The following is a 25,065-nucleotide window of genomic DNA, read 5'->3' on the forward strand; positions in this document are numbered from 1 at the left end:
CTACTGCTCGGTGACGTCGCGCAGCGCCGCGACCCAGTGCTCGCCGAACTCGGCCACCTCGTCGGCGGTGAGGACGTCCGGCGGGTACGAGACGTGCGCGGTGAGCACCGACTCGCCGTCCACGACGCGCACGACCGACTGGATGTCGAGCACCGCCTGCACCGGCATGCGGTTCGTCTCGAAACCACCCGAGATCCGGCTGTCGAAGTCCGGAAGCCACGGCGATCCGCGCAGTTCCTCCGGGACGTCGTTCTCGCCGACCGAACCGATGTAGTTGAACACGATCTGCGGTTCGGGGAACCCGCCGAGGACGCGGCGGCCCTCGTCCGTCAGGTACCGCACCATGCCGTAGCCGATACCGCGATCGGGAATCGCGTCGAGCTGCTCGTGGACCGACCGGACCAGGCTCGCGCCGTCGGCGGCACTCGCGTCGACCCGCACCGGGTACATCGACGTGAACCAGCCGACGGTCCTCGACAGGTCGGCACCGGACACGACGGATTCCTCGCGCCCGTGACCCTCGAGCGTGACGAGCACGCTCGAGTCGTCGTCCGACCGCGCGGCGCGGAACGCACGCACGCCGCGGGCGAGCGCCGCCGTGAGGACGTCGCGCACCCCGGTGCCGTCGGTCCGCGGCGCGAGCACTCGCGCCGTCAGCTCGGCAGGCACTTCGAGCGTCGTGCGCTGCGCCGTCGCCACCAGATCGACCTCGGTGTCGACGCGGCGGCGCCCCAGCAGCGGGTCGGGGCCGTCGACCATCGACCGCCACAGCTCCAGCTCGCCGGTCCGGCGCTGCGCGGCGTCGCGCTGGCCGATCGCCCACTGCCGCCACGACGTTCCCGCATCCGGGAGCCGCACAGGCTCACCCGCCGCGACGGCCGCACCCGCGGTGGCGATGTCGGTGACCAGAACCCGCCACGACGTCGCGTCCACGACGGTGTGGTGCGGCACCACCAGCAGCCGGCCCTCGGCGTCGGGGCCGCCGTCGAACCACACGAACCGGATCATCACGCCGTCGTGCGGACGCAGCGCCGCGACCGCCGCCGCGAACGTCTCGCCACCGATCCGGTCGAACTCGTCGCTGCCGGGCGGGGTGCCCTCGACGTCGACGCGCGTCACCAGATCGGCGACCGTGATCGAATCCGCGGGCAGCACTTCGACGTACGAGTCCGTGAGGATGGACCGCAGGATCGGGTGCGTCCCGAAGACCGGGGAGAGCACCGCGACGATGGTCGCGAGGTCCGCCCCCGCGGGCAGCGTGAGCAGCATCGGCATCACGAAGCCGCGGTGGTCCCCACCGCGCTCGACGGTCTTCGCGATGACCGGGGTGAGCGGTGCGGTCCCGATCGCGTCGTCGGGCGCGGGCGCCACGGCGTCGACCGCGGCGTCGGCGATCCGGGCGAGTGCCGCGATCGTGCGCTGCTCGAAGACGTCGCGCGCCGTGAAGCGGACGCCCGCGGCTCGGGCTCGCGACACGAGCGACATCGACGCGATGCTGTCGCCACCGAGAGCGAAGAAGTCGTCCTCGGCCCCGACGTCGCTGCGGCCGGTGATCTCCGCGACGAGCGACGCGACGATCCGCTCGGTGCCGGTCTCGGGAGCCCGCGTGCTCGCGGTCCTGGTCTCCGGCGCGGGCAGCGCGTTGCGGTCGATCTTGCCGTTCGGCGTCGTGGGCAACTGTGCGAGCACGACGACGACGTCGGGAACCATGTAGCGCGGCAGCAGCTCGCCGAGGGCGTCGCGCACGGCCACCGGTTCGGTGCCCGCGTCGGCCGCGACGTACCCGACGAGCGTCGCTCCGCCCGCCTCCTCGCGGACGACGGCGACGGCGCGTGACACCGGGTCCACCCGCTCGAGCGCCGCCTCGACCTCGCCGAGTTCGATGCGCTGGCCGCGGATCTTGACCTGGAAGTCGGTGCGGCCGACGAATTCGAGCACGCCCGCATCGGTCCACCGCACGAGGTCGCCCGTGCGGTACATCCGCGCGCCCGCACCGCGGTACAGGTCGGCGACGAACCGCTCGGCGGTGCGCGCGGGATCCCCCGCGTAGCCCCGCGCGAGCTGGACGCCGTCGAGGTACAGCTCGCCGACTGCACCGACGGGCACCGGATGCAGCGCGTCGTCGAGCACCCAGGCGCGGGTGTTCCACGCGGGCGAGCCGATCGGGGCGATGCCTCGCTCGTGGTCCCGTAGCTCACCCTCCGGACGGGGGACGGTCTGCGCGACGGCGTCGATCGTGACCTCGGTGGGCCCGTACAGATTCACCAGGTCGGCACCGGCGGGAAGCCGGCGCGCGAGATCGGCGGGGAGCGCCTCGCCGCCCGCGAAGACCCGGCGCAGTGCACGAACGTCCTTGCCCTGCATCGCGTCCAGAAGCGGACCGAGTACCGACGGCACCACCTGGACGGCGGTCACGTCGTGATCGGCGATCAGCTCGGCCATACGCTCGGCGTCGCGATGCGCATCCGCGTCCCCGACGACGAGCCGCGCACCGATCGTCCGCGGCAGCAGGATCTCCCACACCGACGCGTCGAACGTGTACGGCGTCTTGAACAGCAGCGCGTCGTCGCTCGTGAAGCCGTATTCGTCTCGCAGCCAGGTCAACTGGTGCGCGAGAGCACGATGCGACACGGCGACACCCTTGGGGGTGCCCGTCGATCCCGACGTGAACAGCACGTACGCGAGGTTCTCGCCGCGCACCGGTCCGCTCCGCTCGGCGGGATCGATCGGGTCGGTGGCCTCACCGTCGACGAGGTCCGCGACCGTCACACCGCCGTGCTCACCGCCGTCGGTGATCGTGAGCACCGGCCGGGCCGCCGCGAGCACCGCGGCCGCGCGGTCCGCGGGGCCGTCGGGATCGAGCGGCACCCACGCGCCGCCCGCCTCGAGCACGGCGTGCACCGCGATCACCATGTCCGCGCTGCGGCGCATCGCGATCGCGACGACGGCGTCGGGCCCGACGCCGCGCCGCACGAGACCACGCGCTGCCGCCGCCACCGCGGCGTCGACGTCCGCGGCGGTGGTGGTCGTGACGTCGTCCACGAGCGCCGCAGCCGCGCCGTCTCCCTCGCTCCGCGCGCGGGCGAGCAGGTCGAGCACGGTCTCGTCGCCGACCTCCCGGTCGGGGCCGTTCCACTCGATCATCGTGCGCGCGCGATCCGCCGCCGACGCGGGAGCGAACTCCCGCACCCGGCGGACCGGGCCGTCGGCGACGAACGCGAGCGCCGCCACGAACTGCTCCGCGAGCCGCGTGATCGCGGCGTCGCCGAACACCGAGGGCAGGTACTCGAGGACGATGTCGAGATCCGGGTTCTGCTGCGCGAGGATCGTCAGCGGATAGTGCGACGCGTCGCTGACGTCGGCGCCCTCGATCCGCATGCCCGCGAGATCGCCGCGGCCACGCACCGCGCTGTCGACGGGATAGGACTCGAAGACCGCGAGCGTGTCGAAGAGTCCGCCGCCGCCCGCGAGCTGCTGGATCGTCGCGAGCCCGACGTGATGGTGGCCGAGCAGCGCCGACTGCTCCCGCTGGATGCGGTCGACGAGATCGCGCACCGTCTCGGCGGGATCGAGCGTCACCCGCACCGGGACGGTGTTGATGAACAGACCGACCATCGACTCGATGCCGTCGATCTCGGGCGGGCGGCCCGAGACCGTCGTGCCGAAGACGACGTCGGCCGAGCCCGTCGCGCGGGCGAGGAGCAGACCCCACGCCGCCTGCACGACGGTGTTCATCGTCGTTCCCCGCTCGCGCACGAACGTCGCGAGCCGTCCCGCGACGTCGGCGGGCAGGTCGAGCGCCAGCGTGCTCGGCGCCTCCCGCTGCGTGGCGGGTGCGTGCGGCGCGAGCATCGTCGGCGACGATCCCGCGAGCGCGTCCCGCCAGACGGCGTGCGAGCGCTCGGTGTCCTGCGCGGCGAGCCACGCGAGGAACTCGCGGTAGCTGCGGACGCGCGGGAGATGGGTGGCGTCGCCGTCGGTGACGTAGAGCGTGAACAGCTCGCGCAGCATCAGCGGACCGGACCACCCGTCGAGCAGGATGTGGTGGTTCGTGATGGCGAACCGGTACTCGCCGGGCGCCGTCCGCACGAGCAGGAACCGCAGCAGCGGCGGGCTCGCGAGATCGAACGGCGCACTGTGGTGCTCGCGCAGCAGCCGCGCGAGTTCCGTGTCGCGCTCGGCTTCGGGGAGCTCCGTGAGGTCGCGTTCCTCCCACGGCGCGGTGACGTCGTCGACGACGACCTGCACCGGCGTTCCCGTGTCGGTCTGGACGAACGCCGCCCGCAGGTTCTCGTGCCGGCCGAGCAGTGCCGCGACCGCACGCCGCAGCCGCGCCGCGTCGACGGTGCCGCCGAGCCGCAGCACGAGTTGCGCAGTGTAGACGTCGAGCCCGCCCGTCGCGAGTGCGGCATGGAAATACATGCCGTTCTGCAGTGGGCTCAGCGACCAGAGATCCCGGACCGGCCACCGCGCCTCGACGGCGTCGATCGCGGCCTGGTCGACTCCGGCGAGCGGGACGTCGGACGGCGTGAGCGCCCGGCGCGACGTGCTCGTCGCGTAGTGCGCGAGCGACCTGGCCGCGTCCTGCCACAGCTCGGTGAGTTCGCGCACGTCGTCCTCGCCCAGCACCTCGGAGGCGTACGCGAAGGAGGCGTCGAGCACCGATCCCTCGGCGGAGCGGCCGACGACGGCGTTGACGGCGACGAGCGCCGGTGCCGTCATGTCGTCGTCCGCGGCGCCACCGAACGAGCCGGACGACGAGTCCGGAATCCAGCCGGCGTCGAGGACGTCGTCACCGAGCTCCACTCCCCCGGCGCGGCCGAGGTAGTTGAACGAGATCTGCGGTGCGGGGGCGTCCGCGAGTTCGGGTGCGCCGGCGACATGACGGAGCAGGCCGTAGCCGATTCCGTTGCGTGGCACCGCGAGCATCTGTTCCTTGATGCGCTTGAGCGCACTGCCCGCGGCGGCCGAGTCGGCGATCGCGGGACGAGTGCTGCCGGGGGCGAGCCGCACCGGGAACATCGACGTGAACCACCCGACGGTCCGGCCGATGTCGGCGCCGGGGACGACGTGCTCCTCGCGCCCGTGGCCCTCGAGCGCGACGACGACGGGGGCGTCGCCGTCCGCGATCGCGCGCCGCTCGCGCCACTGGGCGACCGCGAGTGCGAGCGCGGTGAGCAGGCCGTCGTTGACGCCGCCGCCCACTGCCCGGGGAACGTCGGTGAGCAGCGCGTCGGTGAGCCGCTCGTCGAAGCGCACCGAGACGGTCCTGGTGCGGTGCACGACGTCCCGGGCCGGGTCGAGGGCTCGCGCCCCGAGGAGCGGATCCGGGGTCCGGACGACCTCGGTCCAGTGCGCGAGCTCGCCGCGTGTCTCGTCGTCGTGCGCGGCGTCGGCGAGTGCGTGCGCCCACGTCCGGAAGGACGTCGCGACCGGGGTGAGCTCGACACGCTCACCGCGCGCGAGCTGCGATCCCGCGGTCGCGAAGTCCGGCACCAGGATTCGCCACGACACACCGTCGACGGCGAAGTGGTGCACGAGGACGAGGAGGCGGCCACTGCGTGCCGGATCGACCGGCTCGAACCACACGAACCGTGACATGACGCCGGCCGTCGGATCGAGCGTCGCGGCCGCGGCGTTCATCGCGTCCGTCGCGATCCGCTCGAACTCCGCGGTTCCCGGCCGCGCGGCGATCCGCACGACCTCGAACAGCTGCGAGACGGGGGCGCTCTCGTCCGGTGCGGGAACTTCGAGCCGCAGACCACGCAGCGGCGTGGGCGTCTCGTCGTCGTCGCCCGCGTCCACGAGATGGGCGCGGAGCATGTCGTGGTGCTCCAGTACGGCGGCGACGGCGCCCTCGACGACCTCACGGGACGCGCCGACGGGAGTCGTCAGGAGGACGGCCTGCGAGAACTGCTCGAACGATCCGGCCGTCTCGGTGAGCCACCGGACGATCGGGGTCGCGGGCACGGCGCCGATGCCGCCACCCTCGACCTCGTCGAGCCGCTGCTCGGCGGCCTCGCTCGCCCACTGCGCGACGGCCGCGATGCCCGCGACGGTCTTGTGCTCGAACACGTCTCGTGCCGTGAACACGATGCCCGCGTCCTTGGCACGCGCGGTGAGCTGGATCGAGACGATGCTGTCGCCGCCGAGTGCGAAGAACGACTGGTCGACGCCGACCCGCTCGAGCCCGAGCACCTGCGCGAAGACCCGCGCGAGCGCCTCTTCCATCTCCGACGACGGCGCGCGCACCTCGGTGTCGGCGTCGGCGTCCTCGCCGAACACCGGCTCCGGGAGCGCCGCGCGGTCGAGCTTGCCTGCCGGCGTGACGGGGAGGTGGCCGAGCACGACGATCGCCGACGGCACCATGTACGCCGGAAGCGACTGCGCGACGAACTCGGTCAGCGCTGCCGAATCGATGTCGCCGCGTCCGTGGACGTAGGAGACGAGCCGCGTCTGCCCCGTGGCCGGGTGCTCGTGCCCGATCGTCGCCGCGAACTCGACGGCCTCGTGCCGTGCGAGTGCCGCGTCGATCTCGCCGAGCTCGATCCGGAAGCCGCGGACCTTCACCTGGAAGTCGCTGCGTCCCTGGTAGTCGAGTGCGAGCGCGCCCTCGGCGTCGCGCACCCAGCGCACGACGTCGCCGGTGCGGTACATCCGGGCACCGGCACGGCCCGACGGGTCGGCGACGAAGCGCGACGCCGTGAGTCCCGCGCGGCCGCGGTAGCCCCGCGCGAGTGCGTCACCCGCGATGTAGAGCTCACCGGAGCTGCCCTCGGGCACGGGCTGCAGGCGGTCGTCGAGGACGACGACGTCGAAGCCCCGGATCGGCGCACCGATGAGGACGGGCTCGCCTGCGCGAACGCGGCCCGCGGTGCCCCAGATCGTCGTCTCGGACGGGCCGTAGCAGTCGTACATCGCGCGGCCCGGCGCCCAGCGTGCAACGGTCTCGGGTGGCACCGCCTCGCCGCCGACGAGCAGCGTCCGCAGCTCGCTCACCTCGGTCGGATCGATCGTCGTGAGCACGGCCGGCGTGATGAACGCGTGCGTGACGTGCTGATCGACCAGGATTCGCACGAGCTCGTCGCCGCCGACGGTTCCGCTCGGCGCCACGACCATCGTCGAGGCGGCCGAAACCGCGAGCAGCAACTCGAAGACGGACGCGTCGAAGCTCGGCGACGCGAAGTGCAGCGTCCGCGACTCCGGCGTCACGCCCACGAGTTCGATGTCGGTCTCGACGAGGCTCGCGAGTGCCGTGTGCGGCACCAGGACGCCCTTGGGCTTGCCGGTCGATCCTGACGTGTAGATGACGTACGCGACGTCGTCGGTCCGGATCGGGCGGACGCGGTCGACATCGGTCGGTGCCGGCGTGTCGCCCTCGATCTCGGCGCGCACGAGCGGCAGCCACTCGATGCCGCCGGGGAGGTCGTCGTCCCGCCCTGGCGACGTGATGCCCACTGCCGCACCGGAGTCCGTGATCATGTGCTCGATGCGATCGCGCGGGTAGGTCGGATCGACCGGAACGAACGCGGCGCCCGTACGGACGACGGCCCATGTCGCCAGGACGGAGTCGAGCGACCGCTCGATCGCGAGCGCGACGGTGTCACCGGGTCCGACGCCGCGGCCGATGAGCGTGTGCGCGAGCTGCGCGGAGAGCCGGTCGAGTTCGCGGTAGTCGAGCCGTTCGTCACCCGTGACGATCGCGTCGCGACCCGGATCCGCTGCCGCCGCGGCGTCGAGGATCTCCGCGAAGGTCCGCGGCGTCGCGGCGGGGAGGCCGCGCACCGGGGCGAGCTCGGCGGTCTCCGCCGGCGTGAGCACGCCGACATCGCCGACGGCACGCTCCGGTGCGTCGGCGAGGTCGCCGAGCAGCCCGACGAACCGGTCGCCGAGCCTCGTCGCGGTGAGCTGCTCGAACAGATCCGTCGCGTACGTGAGGGCGAAGTACAGCCCGCCGTCCTCGGCGTCCGCGAGGGTGAACTGCAGATCGAACTTCGCGACGTCGGGCCCGCGGCCGAAGGGCTCGGCGACGAGACCCGGAATCTCGAACCGCGCGCGCTCCATGTTCTGGAACGCGAGGGCGACCTGATAGAGCGGGGTGTGCGAGGTCGAGCGCTCGGGGGCGAGCAGTTCGACCAGCCGCTCGAACGGCACCTCGGTGTGCGTGAACGCATCGAGGTCGGCGCGGCGCGTCCGCGCGAGGAGATCCTCGAACGTCTCGCCGCGGTCGATCTCGGTGCGCAGCACGAGAGTTCCCACGAACATCCCGACCTGATCGTCGAGCGCGGCGTCGCCGCGTCCCGCGGTCGCGGTGCCGACGGCGATGTCGTCGGTCCCGGACACCCGCGCGAGCAGAACGGCGAGCGCGGCGTGCACGACCATGAACAGCGACGCGCCACTGCGGCGCGCGAGCGCGTCGAGCCGGTCCCGCAGCTCTGCGGGGATCGTGAACTCGGCGGTCGCGCCGTTGCCGGTCCGCACCGCGGGCCGCGGCCGGTCCGAGGGCAGCGGCAACGCGTCGGGAAGCCCGGCGAGCGTGGTCGTCCAGTGCTCGATCTGGCGCGCGACGAGCGAGTCCGGATCGGACTCCTCGCCGAGCAGATCGCGCTGCCACAGCGCGAAATCGGCGTACTGCACGGGCAGCGGCTCCCACGGGGGCGCCTCGCCGCCGACCCGCGCGCCGTACGCGATCATGATGTCGCGGGCGAGCGGCGCCATCGACGCGCCGTCCGCTGCGATGTGATGCACGGCGAGCACGAGGACGTGCCGCTCGGGCGAGACCTGGAGCAGGACGACGCGCACGGGCGGCGTCGCCGTGACATCGAAGCCCGCCGTCACGACGGCCGTGACGCGCTGCGCGAGTTCGTCTTCCGCGATCGTCTCGACCTCGAGGGCGACGCCCGCCGTCTCGGCGGGATGCACGAGCGCGCGGGGGCCCGCGCCGTCGTCGGGGTACGACGTCCGCAGGCTCTCGTGCCGCTCGACGACGTCGCCGACGGCGGCGCGCACGGCGTCGGCGTCGAGCGTGCCGCGCAGTTCGAGCGCGAGCGGAATCGTGTAGGCCGCGGAGTCGGTGTCGAACTGGTTGACGAACCACATCCGGGTCTGCGCGGGCGAGAGCGGGATCCGCTCGGGACGCGGCCCGGCGACGAGCGCGGGGCGGCCTGCGCGGCGCCGCTCGTGCGCGAGCGCCGCGAGGGCGCGCGTCGTGGGCGCCTCGAACAGATCGCGGACCCCGAACTCCGTGTCGAGCGCGGTGTTCACTCGCGCCACGGCACGGGTCGCGAGCAACGAGTTGCCGCCGAGATCGAAGAACGTGTCGTCGATCCCGACGCGCGGGGCGCCGAGCAGATCCGCGAACACTCCGGCGACGACCTCCTCGACGGGGCCGCGCGGGGCGACGTAGTCGGCGGAGAGGTCGATCTCCGGTTCGGGCAGCGCCCTGCGATCGAGCTTGCCGTTGAGGTTCAGCGGAAGCGCGTCGAGCGTCACGTAGGCCGACGGGATCATGTACCCGGGCAGGACTGCGCCCAGCGTCTCGCGCAGCGCCGCCGTGTCGAGCGTTCCCGTCGCCGGGACGACGTAGGCGACGAGCCGGTCGCCCGTCTCGGCCGCACTGTGCACGTCGACGACTGCGGCCTCGACCGCGGGATCGGCGAGCAGCGCGCGTTCGATCTCGCCGAGCTCGATGCGGAAACCACGGACCTTCACCTGGAAGTCGCTGCGCCCCACGTACTCGAGCGCGCCGTCGCGGTTCCACCGCACGACGTCGCCGGTGCGGTACATCCGCGTGCCGGCGGCGTGCGCAGGTGCGTACGGATCGGCGACGAAGCGGTCCGCCGTGAGGTCGGGGCGGTCGTGGTACGCCCGTGCGAGCTGGGCGCCCGACAGATAGAGCTCACCCGCGACACCCGCCGGAACGGGGTGCAGGCGCTCGTCGAGCACATGGACCCGGGTGTTCCATTCGGGCACGCCGATCGGCGTGACGGCGCCCTGCGGTGCGGCGTCGCCGCGCTCGGGCCGGTGCCACGTGACGCTCACCGCGGCCTCGGTCGGGCCGTAGAGGTTCACGACGTCGGCGCTCGTGCGCGCGTGGGCTCCGGCGAGGGTCGCCGTCGGCAGTGCCTCACCGATGCACAGGATGCGCGCCAGGCCGGTCAGCTGGTCGTCGCGAGCCGCGCCGAGGAAGGCCGCGAGCAGCGACGGCACGAAGTGGACGTCGGTGACTCCCGCCCGCGCGACGAGGTCGGCGAGGTACGCCGGATCGGCGTGCCCGTCCGGCGTCGCGACGACGAGCCGGGCGCCGGAGACCGTGGCCCACCAGTACTCCCACACCGACAGGTCGAACGTCGCGGCCGTGCGCAGGAGCACGGCGCGATCCTCGTCCAGCGCGAAAGTGTGCTGCTTCCACAGCAACTGGTTGACGATCGCCTCGTGCGACACGACGACACCCTTGGGCCTGCCCGTCGAGCCGGACGTGTAGATCACGTACGCGGCATGGCCCGGCAGGAGTGCCGAGCGACGTTCACCGTCGGTGAGCGGACCGGTGGTGACGTCGGGGCAGGCGAGTTCTGCCGCGCGCAGGACGAGAGCGTCGGTCGGCCACTGCGTCTCGTCGTCGTTCGCCACCAGCACGAGCGCGGGTGCCGCGCTGCCTAGCACGTACTCGATGCGCTCGGCGGGATGATCGGGGTCGACGGGGACGTACGCGCCGCCCGCGGCCGCGACCGCGTACATCGCGATCACCTGATCGAGCGAACGGCGCATCGCGAGTGCGACCCGCACGTCGGGGCCGACACCGCGGTCGACGAGAACCCGTGCCGCCCGGTGGACCCGTTCGCCGAGTTCGCGGTAGGTCACCCGCTCCCCGCTCGCGTCGTCGTCGAGCGCGATCGCGTCGGGGTTCGCCGCGATCGCACGATCGAGCAGGTCGGCGAGCGTGAGCTGCGGCAGTTCCGTCTCGGTGTCGTTGGCCGCGGTGAGGGCGCGCATGCCCGTCTCGCCCAGCATCGGCAGATCACCCACGGCCGCACCGGGGTCGGACACCGCGGCCGTCAGCAGCCGGACGAACGCGTCCGCGATCTCGCGGACCGTGTCGGCGTCGAACAGATCCGTCGCGTAGGTGAAGACGGCGTTCGTGTCCGCCGCCGCGTCGGAGCCGGCCGTCGTGTCGCTGAGGATCAGGTGCAGATCGAACTGCGCCGTCTCGCCCTCGGGCTCGACGGGAGCGACCGTGAGGTCGGGCAGCTCGAGCGTTGCGCGCGTGATGTTCTGGAACGAGTAACCCACCTGGAAGATCGGGTGGTGGGCGGTCGACCGCGTCGGGTTGAGCACCTCGACGAGCCGCTCGAACGGAACGTCCGAGTGCGAGAACGCGTCGAGATCCACCGCACGCGCGCGGTCGACGAGGGCGTCGAACGACTCGGCGCCGTCGATGCCGAGCCGCAACGCGAGCGTGTTGACGAACATGCCGACGACCGGATCGAGTTCGGCCTCACCACGTCCCGCGGTCGGGGTGCCGACGACGATGTCGTCGCTCGCCGCGAGCCGTGCGAGCAGTACGGCGAACGCCGAGTGCACGACCATGAAGGCACTCGCGTTGTGACGGCGCGCGAGGGCGTCGACGGCACGGCGCACCTGTGCGGGCACGACGAAGTCGACGCGGCCGCCGCGCAGCGTCTGCACGGGGGGCCGGGGCCGGTCCACCGGCAGTTCGAGCAGATCCGGGACGCCGGCGAGCTGCCCGCGCCAGTAGCGGATCTGTTCCGCCACAGCACTCGTGGGATCGGACTCCTCACCGAGCACCTCGCGCTGCCACAGCGCGTAGTCCGCGTAGTCGACCGCGAGCGGGACGAACGTCGGCCTGCGCCGCGCGGACCGCGCGGCGTACGCCGTCATGAGGTCGCGCACGAACGGAGCGGTGGATTCGCCGTCGGTCGCGATGTGATGGACCACGACGGCGAGGACGTGATCGTTCTCGCCCAGTTCGTACAGCGCGATCCGGATCGGCGGGACGTCGGCGGTGACGTCGAATCCGCGGGTCACGAACTCGGTCAGCTCGCGGCGGACGTCGGCCTCGTCGAGACGACGCGGCTCCACCGTGGCGGGCACGCGCTCGACCGGGAGGACCACCTGATGCGGGCCGTCGGCCGAGTCCGGGTAGACGGTGCGCAGCGTCTCGTGCCGCTGGGCGACGTCGAGGATCGCGTCGCCGAGCGCCTCGAGATCGAGGGCACCAGTGAGCCGGACTGCGAGCGGGACGTTGTACGCGGACGAGTCGGGATCGAAGCGATTGATGAACCACATCCGCGACTGCGCGAGCGAGAGCGGGATGCGCTCGGGACGCTCGCGGCGGGTGAGCCGCGGCCGGGCGCGCTCACCCGTCGCCGCGGCGACGCGTGCCGCGAGTTCGGCGGCCGACGGCGCCTCGAACAGTTCCCGCACCCGCAGGTCGGTGTCGAAGGCCTGGGCCACACGCGCGACGACGCGGGTCGCGCTGAGCGAGTTGCCGCCGAGCTCGAAGAAGCTGTCGTCGACACTCACCGTCTCGACACCGAGCACCTCGGCGAACACCTCGGCGACGATGCGTTCCTCGTCGGTCGCCGGGAGCCGGAACTCGGTCTCGGCGTTGACGGGATCGGGCAGTCTCGTCCGGTCGAGCTTGCCGATCGGAGTCAACGGCAGTTCGTCGATCGTCACGATCGCCGCGGGAACCATGTATGCCGGGAGCCGGTCGCCGATCAGGTCGCGCAGCCCCTCGGTGTCGAGGTCCGCGCCGCCGCGCGGCAGCACGTAGGACACGAGGACGGTGTCTCCCGTGGGGCTCGTGCGTCCCACGGTGACGGCGAACTCGATGTCGGGCACTCCGCCGAGGACGGCGTCGATCTCACCGAGCTCGACACGGAAGCCGCGCACCTTGATCTGGTGATCGGTGCGGCCGACGTACGAGATGCGCCGGCTGTCGACGCGCCGGACGACGTCGCCGGTGCGGTACATGCGGGAACCGTCGGGGCCGTACGGATTCGCGACGAACCGCGCGGCCGTCGTGCCGGGCCGGTCGTGGTATCCCCGCGTGACGGCGGGGCCCGCGATGTAGAGCTCGCCGGGAACCCCGACGGGTACCGGCCGGAGCCTGTCGTCGAGCACGAGCGATTCGACGCCGCGCAGCGGTGCGCCGATCGTGACGGGCTCACCGGCCACGAGGGCGTCGGAGATCGTGACGATGACGGTCGTCTCGGTCGGCCCGTACGCGTTGCGCATCGTGCGGCCGGGTGCCCACCGGGCGACCAGCTCGGGCGGGCAGACGTCTCCCCCGACGACGACGGTGCGCACACAGTCGAGTCCCGTGGGATCGACGGTCATGAGCGCGGTCGGCGTCATCACCATGGTGTTGACGTGCTCCTCGCGCACGAGCTCCGCGAGCTCGTGACCGCCGAAGACGTCGGGCGGCGCCACGACGAGGGTCGCACCCGCGGTGAAGGCCGCGAGCAGCTCGCCCACCGAGGTGTCGAAGCTCGGCGACGCGACGTGCAGCACGCGCGACGCAGCGGAGACGCCGTACTTCTCGCGGGCGTCGTGTGCGAGATTCGCGAGTCCGCGATGCGGGACGACGACGCCCTTGGGGCGGCCCGTCGAACCCGACGTGTAGATGATGTACGCCGGGTGGTCGGGGTTCAGGGGCACGAGCCGCTCGTGATCACCGACCGGCTCGGTGCTTCGCGTCGCGAGTTCGACGACGGTCTCGTCGGAGTCGAGCACGATCCAGTGCACGCCCGGGTGCTCGGCACCGGCTCGCTCCGCGGCGCGCACCGTGACGCCGAGGCTCACGCCGGCGTCCGAGAGCATGTGGTCGACGCGATCGCTCGGGAGCGTCGGGTCGATCGGGAGATACGCAGCTCCGGTCTTCGCGATCGCCCAGATCGCGACGATCGACTCGACCGAACGCGAGACGAGCAGTGCGACATACCGTTCCGGGGCAGCACCGGACTCGAGGAGAACGCGGGCGAGCGCAGTGGAACGGGCGTCGAGCTCCCGGTAGGTGAGTGCGCTGCCGCCGCACGTGACGGCGACGGTGTCGGGCGAATGCGCGACACCGAGCGCCAGCAGGTCGGGCAGCGTCCGCTCCGCCACCGGCACGGCTCCCCGTACCGGCGCGAGCAGCGTCCGCTCGTCGTCCGACAGGATCTCGATGTCGCCGACGACGGCGCTCTCGTCGAGCGCGACGGCGTCGAGGATCCGCAGGAAGCGCTGCGCGAGGCGGTCGATCGCGGGACCGTCGAACAGATCCGTCGCGTAGGTGAGGCGGCACGCGAACGCTGCGGAGCCGTCCTCGCCCGTCCGCTCACCGACGCTGAGCTGCAGGTCGAACTTGGCGATCTCGAACGGCGCGTCGACAGCCTGGATGTCGAAGCCGGGCAACGACATCGCGACGGGCTCGTTGTTGTCGAACGACAGCGCGACCTGGAACACCGGCTGGTGTCCCGTGGAGCGCGGCAGATCGAGCGTGTCGACGAGCATCTCGAACGGCACGGCCGCGTGATCGAACGCGTCGAGATCGATGCTGCGGACCCGCGCGAGCAGGTCGGCGAACGACTCGTCCGGGTCGATCGGCGTCCGCAGGGCGAGCGTGTTGACGAACATGCCGACGAGACGATCGAGGTCGGCGTGATCGCGGCCCGCGATCGGCGTGCCGATCACGACGTCGCGCTGGGACGACAGCCGCTCGAGCAGCACGGCGAAGGCCGTGTGGATCACCATGAACGGCGTCGCGGCACCGCTGCGGCCGATCTCGGCGAGCCGGGCGGTCGTGGCCGGATCGATCGTGAAGTCGACGCTGCCACCGCGCATCGACGCGACGGCGGGCCGCTGATGCACGGTCGGGAGTTCGAGCAGTTCCGGGATCCCCGCGAGCGTGCGCTGCCAGTAGCCGAGCTGCGCGGCGGCGTCCGAATCGGGATCGTTCTCGTCGCCGAGCCGGGCGCGCTGCCACACCGTGTAGTCGGCGTACTGCACGGGAAGCGGCGTCCATTGCGGCGGCGCACCCGCGCTGCGTGCGGCGTACGCGGTCACGAGGTCGTCGAACAGCGGCGCGAGCGACGCGCCGTCGGCACTGATGTGGTGAACGACCAACAGCAGCACGACGTCTCGTTCGGTGTCCGGGACGTCCTGCTCCGCGGCCGGCAGCCGCAGGCACGCGACGCGCACCGGGCGCTCGCGCGTGACGTCGAATCCGGTTCCCGCGATCTCGCGCAGGTGGGCGACGAGTTCGTCCTCGGACACGACGTCGCGCACGATCGGCGCGGAATCCTCACTGTCGGCGTCCAGCACGAGCTGATGCGCGTCGTCGCCCGAGGCGGGGAAGACGGTTCGCAGGGTCTCGTGACGTTCGAGGACGTCGCGCCACGCGTCGGCCAGCACCGCCGTGTCGATGCCGCCGTTCACCCGCACCGCGAGCGGCAGGTTGTAGGCGGGTGATCCGGTGTCGAACTGGTTGACGAACCACATCCGCCGCTGAGCGAGCGAGAGCGGGATGCGCTCGCCGCGCGGCTGCGGTGCGAGCACCGGGCCGGTGCCTGCACTGCCCGCGGCGCCCTCCAGGTGATGCGCGAGTTCGCTCACGACGGGCCGCTCGAAGAACTCGCGGACCGACAGGTCGGCGCCGGTCCTGCGGCGCAGCGCCGTCGTGACACGGGTCGCGGTGATGGAGTTGCCACCGAGGTCGAAGAACGAGTCGGTCGCGCCGACGCGCTCGACACCGAGCGCCTCGGCGAACGCACCGGCGACGGCGCGCTCGAGCGACGTGCGCGGCGCGACGTACTCCGCCGCGGACGACGCGAACTCGGGCGCGGGAAGCGCTGCGCGATCGAGCTTTCCGTTCGTCGTCATCGGCATCGCGTCGATCACCACGACGGCGTCCGGGATCATGTACGACGTCAGGAACTCGCCGAGGCGTGACCGGACCGCGTCGCGGTCGAGCGGGCGCTGCTGCTCGGGCACCACGTAGGCCACGAGCGCGTCGGCGCCGGACGGCCCGGGAACGACGAGGCACGCGGCGGCGGCGATGTCGTCCGAGCGCACGAGCGCCGACTCGATCTCGCCGAGCTCGATCCGGAAGCCACGCAACTGGACCTGATGATCCGAGCGGCCGAGGTATTCGAGCTCGCCGTGCCGGTTCCAGCGGCCGACGTCGCCCGTGCGGTAGAGCCGGGCGCCGGGTTCGCCGTACGGGTCGGCGACGAACCGCGTCGACGTGAGGTCGGGACGCGCGAGGTAGCCGCGGGTGAGCTGGCCGCCCGAGACGTACAGTTCGCCCTGGACGCCCGCGGGCACGGGACGCAGCCGCGCGTCGAGGACGTGCACGCGCAGACCGTCGATCGGGCGCCCGATCACCGATGCCGAACGGGCCGCGGCGAAATCGCGGCCGAGCGGCTGCTCCGTGACGTGCACCGTCGTCTCGGTGATGCCGTACATGTTCACGAGCTGTGGCCGGGTCTCGTCGTGGCGTTCGTACCACTTCGCGAGCTGTGCGAGTTCGAGCGCCTCGCCGCCGAAGATCACGTACCGCAGCGCCAGATCGTCGCTGTCGGCACCGCGATCGGCGGCGGAGAGCTGATAGAACGCGGACGGAGTCTGGTTGAGGACGGTCACGCCCTCGCGTGCGAGCAGCGCGCGGAACTCGTCGGGGGCACGCGAGGTCGCGTGATCGACGACGACGAGCCGTCCGCCCGTCAGCAGCGCGCCCCAGATCTCCCACACCGAGAAGTCGAACGCGTACGAGTGGAAGAGGGTCCACACGTCGGCCGGCCCGAAGTCGAAATCGGTCCGGTCGAGCAGGGTCACGACGGCGCCGTGCGGCACCATGACACCCTTGGGCCGCCCCGTCGAGCCGGACGTGTAGATGACGTACGCGAGATTCGCTGCACTCGGCCGTGCGCGCAGCGCGTCCAGCGCGCCGGGGTCTGCCTCGGCGACTTCGCGCTGCACCTCGGGATCGTCCGTGTCGACCACGGCCGCAGCGAGATCGCCGAGATCCGGCAGCGCCTCGGCCGACTCGCGGTCGGTGACGAGCGCGACGGGACTCGCGTCGCCGAGCACGAACCGGATCCGCTCGGCGGGGTACGTGACGTCGATCGGCAGGTATCCCGCACCCGAGCGCAGGACCGCCGTGAGCGCGACGACGAGGTCGACCGTGCGGCCGAGACCGACCGCGACGAGCGCGTCGGGGCCCGCGCCGCGGGCGATCAGGACGCTCGCGAGCCGCGCAGACGCGTCGTCGAGTTCGGCGTACGTGAGCGACCGCGTTCCGTCGGTGACGGCGACGGCATCGGGTGTCTGCGCCGCCTGCGCCTCGAAACGCCGTGTGAGAGTGCGGTTGCCGTCGCTGCGTGCGCCGGCCTGGGAGGCATCGGCGATCATCGACGCGAGCAGCGACGCCAGCGTCTGTGCGAAGCCGTCACCCTCGGACTCGAGGAGGCCCGGCAGCAGCGACGAGATCGCGACGGTCACCGCGGCGTCGGGTCCGACGCCGACAGCACCGAGCGTGCGGGCGAGCTCGCCCGCCTTCTCGTCGAGCTGCGCGTACGTGACCTCGGCGGTCCCGTGCGCGAGCGCGACGCCCGTCGGATCGAGTTCCGCGGCGGTGCGCAGCAGCTCCGAGAGCGGCCGCTCCAGCAGCTCCTGTTCCGCGAGTTCCTGTTCGGGGGCATCCGGTTCGGTGCCGGATTCGCTGGAACCGGTGCCGTGCTCGTCGTCGGTGAGCAGGTCGACATCGCCGATGGCCGCCGTCGGATCCGCGAGGACGCGGCCGAGGAAGGCGACGAAACGCTGCGCGATCGAGTGCGCCGTCTCCTCGTCGAACACGTCGACGGCGTAGGACAGCCGGCCCGCCACATCCGTGTCGGGAGCGGCGGCGCCGCGGTCCTCGAGCGCGAACGCGAGTTCCGCCTTCGTCGTCGCGAGGTCGGTCTCGAGGGCCTCGACCCGGAGCCCGGGCAACTCGACGTGCGGCCGCTTGAGGTTCTGGAAGGAGAACATCACCTGCGCGAAGGTCGGCACGGCCGCGGACCGCTTCGGTGCCGCGGCGTCCACGACCTGCTCGAACGGGACGTCGGCGTGCGAGAACGCGTCGAGATCGCCGGTGCGGGCGCGCTCGACGGCGGTGTCGAAGCTCGCCGCGGCGTCGAGCCGCGTGCGGAGCGCGAGCGTGTTGACGAACATCCCCACGAGGTCGTCGAGTGCGCGGTCGCCGCGTCCCGCGACGGGCGTCGCGACGACGACGTCGTAGCCACCGGTGAGCCGTGCGATCAGCGCCGCGAGCGCGGCGTGGGCGACCATGAACGGCGTCGCACCCTGTGTCCGCGCGTACTCCTCGAGCCGCGTCCAGACGTCGGCGGGAACCGTGAACGGCACCCTGCCGCCGACGCCGTCGCGCACCGTCGGCCGCGGTCGGTCGACGGGCAGCTCGAGCACCTCGGGCGCCTCCGCGAGCGTCTCGCGCCAGTACGCGATCTGCTGCGCGGCAGCCGAACCCGGCGTGTCCACCCGGCCGAGGATGCGGCGCTGCCACAGCGCGTAGTCGGCGTACTGGACGGGCAGCGGAGTCCATCCCGGTGCATCGCCCGCCGCACGAGCGCCGTACGCGCCCACCAGATCCCGTGCGAGCGGTGCGAGCGAGGAACCGTCGGTGGCGATGTGGTGGATCGCGACGACGAGCACGTGCTCGTCTCCCCTGCCCGCGTCGCCGGTCGCGACGTCGAGCACGGCAGCACGGATCGGGACATCGGTGGTGACATCGAAGCCGCCCGAGACGATGTCACGGATCGCGGCCTCGAGCTCACCGGCCGCGACCGTCTCGCGCCGCACCGACACGTCGACGTCGGCCACGTCGCGGATCTCCTGCGAGGGACCGCTGCCGTCGTCCGGGTAGACCGTCCGCAGCGTCTCGTGCCGCGCGACGACATCGCGCAGTGCCGCGGCGAGCGCGTCGTGATCGAGCCGGCCGGTGAGCCGCAGCGCGAACGGGACGGTGTAGCGCGCCGATTCGGGGTCGAACCGGTTCGCGTACCACATCCGCGACTGCGCGAGCGAGAGCGGAACGCGTGCGGGACGCGGTCCCGCCGTCACCGGCGGACGTGCGGCCGCGGGATCGTCGGCGAGGCGCTGCGCGAGGGCGGCGACCGACGGCGCCTCGAAGACGTCGCGCACGGGGACGGCGACGCCGAGCGCGTCGGCGATGCGGGAGACGACACGTGTCGCCGCGAGCGAGTTGCCGCCCAGATCGAAGAACGAGTCCTCGGCCCCGATCGCGTCCGCGGGGATGCCCAGGACGTCCGCGAACGCGTCGGCGACGGCCCGCTCGAGATCGGTGTCCGCGCCGCGCGAGCCACGCTGGGGCGCGGCGAACTCCGGCGCCGGGAGGGCACGCCGATCGAGCTTGCCGACCGGGGTGAGCGGCACGGCGTCGATCACGACGAACACGCTCGGCACCATGTGGTTCGGCAGCGACGCCGCGATGTGGTCGCGCAGGGCAGCCGTGTCGAGATCGGTTCCACGCGTTGCCATCACGTGGGCGACGATCGCGTCGCCAGTGGGGCTCTCGGCGACCGAGGTCGTCACGAAGTCGACATCGGGATGAGAGCCGACGGCTGCGTCGATCTCGCCGAGTTCGATGCGGAACCCACGCACCTTGACCTGCTGATCGGATCGGCCCAGGTACGCGATGGCGGGCACTCCGTCGACGAGCGTCCAGCGCACGAGGTCGCCGGTGCGGTAGAGCCGGCCGCCGGGCTCGAACGGATCCGCGACGAAGCGTGCCGCCGTGAGGGCCGGGCGAGCGTGGTAGCCGCGCGCCAGGCCGGCACCGGCGAGGAAGAGCTCGCCGACGACACCGAACGGGACCGGGTGCAGTCGCCGATCGAGAACGACGGCCCGCGTGTCCGCGATGGGTCCGCCGATCGTGACGGGCCCGCCCGGGGTCAGCGGATCGCTGATGTTCGTCATGATCGTGGTCTCGGTGGGTCCGTAGCCGTTGTGCAGGCGGCGGCCGACGGACCAGCGTGCCGCGAGCTCGGGCGGGCACGCCTCGCCACCGACGACGACGTCACGGAAGTCGGGCAGATCCGAGGGGTCGATCGACGCGAGCACCGACGGCGTGAGGAAGCCGTGCGTCACGCGATGACGACGGAGGAAGGCCTCGAACTCGGGTCCGCCGTAGACGTCGGTCGGCGAGACGACCAGGGTCGCCGACGCCGCGAGCGCGAGCAGCAGTTCGAGGACCGAGGCGTCGAAGCTCGGCGACGCGAAGTGCAGGGCGCGCGAGTTCGCGGTGAGCCCGTACCGGCCGCGCTGTTCGGCCGCGAAGTTCGCGAGGCCGCGGTGCGTGACCGCCACGCCCTTGGGCCGTCCCGTCGTTCCGGACGTGTAGATGAGGTACGCGGTGTTGTCGATGCGCGGGCGGGCGACGAGTTCGTCCTCCGCGATCGGATCCGCCGAGCGGCCGCGACGAGCACGCACGAACGCTGGATCGTCGAGCACGATCCAGTCGACCTCGCTCGGCAGGCCTTCGGCCTCGGCGGCGACCGACAGTCCCACGCGCACACCGGAATCGGTGATCATGTGGGCGATGCGCTCGTCGGGATAGCGCGGATCGACGGGCACGTACGCCGCGCCGGTCTTCGCGACCGCCCAGATGCCGGTCACCGAATCGAGCGACCGCGTCATGCCCAGCGCGACCCGCGTCTCCGGACCGACGCCGCGCGAGATCAGTTCGCGGGCGATCTGATTGGACCGCGCGTCGAGTTCGGCGTAGGTCACCCGGCCGGCAGACGACACGAGCGCCACGCCGTCGGGATTGCGGCGCGCTGCGGTGCGCATCAGTTCCGCGAGCAGCACGGGCTTGGGCCCGGCCTCGCCGCGTGCCGGCACGAGGCCCGCGAGCTCGCCCCGGTCGACCAGGTCCAGGTCACCCGTCGCGGCCGACGGATCTCGCACGATCTCGCCGAGCACACGGACGAAGCGTGCGGCGAGAGCGTCGACCGACGACCGATCGAAGATCTCGGTCGCGAATCCGACGACTCCGGCCGCTCCCCCGGTTTCGTCACCGGGCGCGCTCTCGCGGACGTCGAAGGTGAGGTCGAACTTGCTGTAGCGCACGTCGACTGCGCCCACCTCGGCGTCGAGGCCGCCGAAGCGCGCCGGCGGGAGCCCACCGATCTGATGCGTCAGCGCGACCTGGACGAGCGGCGCGTACGACGTCGAGCGCTGCGGGCGCAGTGCGTCCACGAGCATCTCGAACGGGACGTCCTGATTGTCGAACGCCGCGAGGTCGACGGACCGGACCTGCGCCAGGAGGTCCTCGACGGTCGCGTCGGGGGCGACCTCGGTGCGCAGCACGAGGGTGTTGACGAACATGCCCACGAGCTCGGCGAGTTCGGGACGCGCGCGCCCCGAGACCGCGGTGCCGATCGCGATGTCGGTCGTCCCGCTCGTGCGGGCGAGGACGATCGCGAGCGCGGCGTGCATGACCATGAACGTCGAGACGCCGTGGCGCTGCGCGAGTGCGGTGACGCGCGCGTGCAGATCGGCGTCGATCGTGAAGTCGGTGAACGCGCCGGCCATGGTGCGGTTCTGCGGCCGCGGCCGGTCGAGCGGCAACTCGATCGGTTCGGGCACGCCCGCGAGCGCCCCACGCCAGAACTCGATCTGCCCGTGCGCACGCGACGACGGATCGCTCTCGTCGCCGAGCTGCTCGCGCTGCCGGATCGCGTAGTCGGCGTACTGGACGTCCAGCGCGGGAAGGACGGCAGAGTCGGCCGTGTTCCCGTTCTCTAGACGAATCGAATACGCGGACATGAGATCCCGTGCGAGCGGCACACCCGAGCCGCCGTCGGAGGCGATGTGATGCAGGATCAGCGCGAGGACGTGATCGTCGTCGCCGACCCGCAGCAGGCCGACCCGCACCGGTGCCGTGTCGCGGACGTCGAAGCCGCGAGCGCCGAGGTCGTACAGCGCCGACTCGAGGTCCCGCTCGGCCACGTCGACGACAGTGATCTCGGGCGTCGCGTCGGCGGGATCGAGAATCACCTGGTGCGGGCCCGCTTCCGCCTCGGGGAACACGGTGCGGAGGATCTCGTGGCGGCGCACGACGTCGCCGACGGCGCCCACGAGCGCGTCGACGTCGAGAGGTCCGCGCAGCCGCACGGTGAGCGGCACGTTGTACGCGGGCGAGAGCGGATCGATCCGGTTGAGGACCCACATCCGCTGCTGCGCGGGCGAGAGCGGGATCGGGTCGGGCCGCGGGTGCACCGCGGTCACGGGGTTCACGGCGTGCACGGAGTCCACCGCGGGGCCGCCCTCGCCACCCACGAGTTCGGCGAGCTCGGCGACGGTCGCCGCCTCGAAGAACGAACGCAACGAGATCTCCCGGCCGCCGGCCTCCTCGAGCCGTGCCGCGGCGCGCGCGGCGGACAGCGAGTTGCCGCCGAGCGAGAAGAACGACCGATCGACGCCGATCTCGTCGCGATCGCGGCCGAGAACGTCGGCGAGGACGTTCACGACGAGATGCTCCGCCTCGGTGCGCGGCGGGACGTGATCGACAGGGGTGTCGTCGAATTCGGGCTCGGGCAGCGCACGCCGGTCGACCTTGAGGCTCGACGTGAGCGGCATGTCGGCCAGCACCTGGATCGTGTCGGGCACGAGATGCTCGGGCAGCTCGGCCGCGGCGTGCCGCCGCAGGTCCTCGACGTCGAGCTCGGCGTCGTCGCGCGGCGAGACGTAGGCGACGAGCCGGTCGCCCTGCGGCGTCGCGGCGAGGATCACGGCCGCGTGCAGCACGGCGGGGTGCGCCGCGAGGTGCGCCTCGATCTCGCCGAGTTCGACGCGCATGCCGCGGATCTTGACCTGGAAGTCGGCGCGGCCGACGAACACGAGATCGCCGTCGGTCCTGCGCCGGACGAGATCGCCCGACCGGTACAGCCGGGCCCCCGGCCCGCCCGCGGGATCGGCGACGAAGCGCGACGCGGTCGCCGCCGCCATCGCTCCGTAACCACGCGCGGGGGCCACACCACCGATGTACAGCTCACCCGTGACACCCGAGGGCACGGGGCGCAGGCGGTCGTCGAGAACGCGCAGCGCCACGCCGTCGATCGCGGTACCGAACGGCACCGGCCAGTCCTCGGCGTCCTCCGCCGACAGGTCGACCTCGTACGCCGCGGCCGTCGCCGCCGCTTCGGTCGGGCCGTACGGATTGAGCAGGCGCACATCGGATCCGAAGAGCCGGGCACACGTCGACGGCTGGAGCTGCTCGCCGCCGGCGACGATCACGTCGAGCGTGCGCAGCACACCGGCGTCGTCGAGATCGGCGACGACCTCGAGCGCGCTCGGCGCGAGGTTGACGACGCCGACGTCGTCGCGCGCGGCGATCCGCAGGACCTCGCGCGGATCGAACGCGGGCGGCGCGATGTGCAGGACGCCGCCGTGGCCCAGCGCCACCCACACGTTCTTCTGCGTCTGGTCGAACAGGGGCGACCCCGCGACGACGACACCGAGTCCGTCGCGCATCGCGACGGCGTCCCGGTACCAGCCGTACATGTTCACTATCGAGCGCATCGGCACCAGCACCGGCTTGGGCCTGCCGGTCGAGCCGGACGTCGAGACGACGTACGCGAGCCGATCGCCCGCGGACGCGTCGGCCCACGGGTCGCCCGTGACGGGCTCCGCCGACGCGAGCGCCTCGTCCGTCTCGGGGGTTCCGAGCACGATCGCCGGGACCGGCGAGTCGGCCGCGTCCGCCCAGTCGCGCGTCGCGACGATCGCGGCGAGTCCGGCGTCCGCCGCGATCGAGGCGATCCGCGCGAGCGGCCACTCCGGATCGAGCGGCGCGTACGCGACGCCCGCCTTCCAGCACGCGAGCATTCCGACGATCCACTGCGCCGAGCGCGGAACCACGAGTCCCACGACGCCGTCGTGCCGGGCCCCGGCGCCCCGCAGCAGCCGCGCGAGCCGCCCCGCGCTCTCGTCGAGTTCGCGGCGCGTCCACACCACGCCGTCCGGATCGACGAGTACCGGTGCACCGGGCGCCGCATCGACCGACGCGGACCAGGCCGCGACGTACGACAGCAGCTCCGGCTCGGTGGGTGCCGCGGGCACCGGCGTGTGGCCGTTCGTCCGCGACAGCGCGATCGCGGACTCGAGGAAGCCCGGCGTCTCGTCGTCACGACCGTTCTCCGACGCGAGGGCAGCGGCGTCCGCGATGACGCCGTCGAGCACGGCACCGAAGCCGTCACGGCCGTCGGGCGTCGGTGGCGCCGCGACGATCGTGGGGACGAGCCCCGTCAGGACGACCGACACGATCGCGTCGGCACTCATCCCGCGCTGCGCCATCGGCTCGGCGACCATCCGCAGCCGCTCGTCGAACTCGCGGTAGGTCACCGCGACACCGTCGTGCGAGACCGCGATCGAGTCGGGAGCGATGCGCGCCGCCGATTCGAGGAGACGCGGCAGATCTGCTGCGGTGTGGCGCGGCCGAGGCGCGGAGGAGATGGTCGGCTCCTTGTCTTGGGGGGACGTGTTGTCTTGGGGGGACGTGCGGTCGTCGAGGGAGGCGCTGTCCGTCCGCTTTTCGGCGTCGGTGCGCAGGTCGATGTCGTCGATGCGCCGGTCCGGATCGGCCGTCACGGCTGCGACCAGCAACTGCAGACGCTGCGCGAGCAGCGCCGCGGTGTCGTCGTCGAAGACGTCGGTCGCGTAGCCGAGGCGGATCGTGCGCGAGCCCGACTCGTTCGGATCGTCGAACACCGTCAGGGTGAGGTCGTACTTCGCGCCGGGCGCGAGATCGTCGACGACGCTCACGTCGAGGCCGGGCAACCGCACGTCGCCGAACGGGTTGTTCTGGAACGAGAGCATGACGTCGAACAGCGACGGTCCGCCGAGTTCGTCGGCGACCGTCTCGTAGGGCAGCCCGCCGTGGGCGAGGGCGTCGAGATCGGCCGCGCGCACGGCGTCGATCACCGCGCCGAAGGACGCGGCCCGATCGACCCGGGTACGGAGCACGACGGTGTTGACGAACAT

At 72.4% G+C, this 25,065-nt stretch carries 1 protein-coding gene (cut by a window edge); it reads right to left on the reverse strand.

Annotated features, from left to right (window positions below; genetic code table 11):
* Positions 1–25,065 carry the 3' portion of a non-ribosomal peptide synthetase gene (locus RR1_RS12560; RefSeq protein ID WP_010838340.1) on the reverse strand. Its footprint extends 8,721 nt past the window's final position, so 25,065 of the gene's 33,786 nt are visible here — the last part of the coding sequence; its start codon lies off the right edge, out of view — the gene reads right to left on this strand; its stop codon occupies positions 1–3.

The sequence above is a fragment of the Rhodococcus rhodnii NBRC 100604 genome (assembly GCF_001894925.1).
In the GTDB taxonomy this organism is placed as follows: Bacteria; Actinomycetota; Actinomycetes; order Mycobacteriales; family Mycobacteriaceae; genus Rhodococcus_F; species Rhodococcus_F rhodnii.